The sequence below is a fragment of the Actinomycetospora straminea genome, from assembly GCF_028737255.1.
In the GTDB taxonomy this organism is placed as follows: domain Bacteria; phylum Actinomycetota; class Actinomycetes; order Mycobacteriales; family Pseudonocardiaceae; genus Actinomycetospora; species Actinomycetospora straminea.
The window spans coordinates 1-1709 of record NZ_JAQZAN010000051.1; the positions used below are offsets into that span (position 1 = coordinate 1).

Annotated in this window: 1 protein-coding gene; it reads left to right on the forward strand. The window is 73.4% G+C overall.

Annotation, left to right across the window (positions count from 1 at the left end; all coding sequences use genetic code 11):
* The first annotated feature begins 247 nt into the window (after positions 1-247).
* Positions 248-1537 carry an IS110 family RNA-guided transposase gene (locus PH190_RS30545; protein WP_274235314.1) on the forward strand — a complete coding sequence of 430 codons (1290 nt, stop codon included), beginning with the start codon at positions 248-250 and terminating at the stop codon, positions 1535-1537.
* The last annotated feature ends 172 nt before the right edge of the window (positions 1538-1709 follow it).

The following is a 1709-nucleotide window of genomic DNA, read 5'->3' on the forward strand; positions in this document are numbered from 1 at the left end:
CGGTCACTGATAGACCCTTGATCAGCCGGACCCGCTCGGGTGCGGTGCGCATCCCGGTCCGTCGGGTCATCGCCAAGGCTCGCTCGGCCCCTTCGAGGGCTTCCTTGACAACCGCGAGGCCCGGCGGGGCGGGGCGTGCTGACCGGCGATGGGGTTGTGCGCCTCGAGCGCCTCAGTGACCGCCCGGCTGCCGCGCCCTCACCGACCCCGGAGCGCTCGTAGCGAGAGGCGGGAGCGGAACTCAGCGATGGATCAGCAGCAGGACCAGACCACCACTGAGCCAGCACCGCCGCTGCGGTGGGCCGGGATCGACTGGTCCTGGTCAGAGCACGCGATCTGTGTCGTCGACGAGGAAGGCGTCGCGGTCGAGCGGACGACGGTCGAGCACTCCGGCGCCGGGCTGACCCGGATGATCACCCTGCTCGACCGGCACCGGGTCGCTGGGATCGCGATCGAGCGCGGCGATGGCCCGGTCGTCCAGGCGCTGCTCGAGGCGGGGCTGACGGTGTTCGTCGTGGCCAGCCGCCAGGTGACCGCGCTGCGCTCGCGGTACGGCACCGCCGGGAACAAGGACGACCGCTTCGATGCCTACCTGCTGGCCGACGTGCTGCGCACCGACCGCCGCCGACTCACGCCGGTGACCACCGATTCCCCGGCCACCGAAGGGCTGCGGATGCTCGTGCGCGCCCGCCGTGACCTCGTCGCCGCCCGGGTCGCCGCGCACAACCAGCTCCACAACCACCTCAAGACCGCGTTCCCCGGCGCGGTCGGGCTGTTCTCGCAGCTCGACGGCAAGACCAGCCTGGCGTTCCTGACCCGCTTCCCGACCCCGCAGAAGGCCCGCTGGCTCTCGGAGAAGCGCCTGGCCGCGTGGCTTCAGGCCGCGCACTACAGCAACAAGCGCACCCCCGCGCAGTTCATGGCCCACCTGCGTCGGGCCCCGGCCGGGCTTCCCGACGGGCCGGCTGCGGACGCTGCCGCCGCGGTCACCGCCGAGCTCGTGGCGCTGCTGACCAACCTGCGCGAGCGCATCACCGCCCTGGAGAACCACATCGCCATCGCCCTGGCTGCACACGTCGACGCAGCGGTGTTCACCGGCCTGCCCCACGCCGGCACGGTGCGGGCGGCGACGCTGCTGGCCGAGATCGGTGACGCCCGCGGCCGCTACCCCACCGACGACGCTCTGGCCGCCGCGGCCGGGGTCTCCCCCTCGACTCGCGCTTCCGGGCGCTCGCGCAGCGTGGTGTTCCGCCGCGGATGCAACCGCCGCCTCCGCCAAGCCCTGGTGGACTTCGCCGACGGCAGCCGCGCCGGCAGCCCGTGGGCCCAGGCCGTCTACGCCAAGGCGCGCGCCCGCGGGGCCGGCCACGCTCACGCCGTGCGCGTGCTCGCCCGCGCCTGGGTCCGCGTGATCTGGCGCTGCTGGACCGACCACACCCCCTACGACCCCGCCCGCCACCTCGCCCTGGTCCGAACCATCCACAGCATCACCGACACCGGCGAGATCACCGACACCGGCAGGCGGATGGCGTCCTGACCAGTCCTGCTCCTCGTTCCCGATAGTGGCCAACAGCAGCCGTCCGCAGCCGGTGTCCAGGCTGGCCGAAGGCCACCCGCAGGGCCCCGGCCTGGACACCGGCGAGGACGGCCGCACACTGCCCACGACGGGAACGACCCACCCCGGGGTTGACATGGGGTTGTCAAGGGCC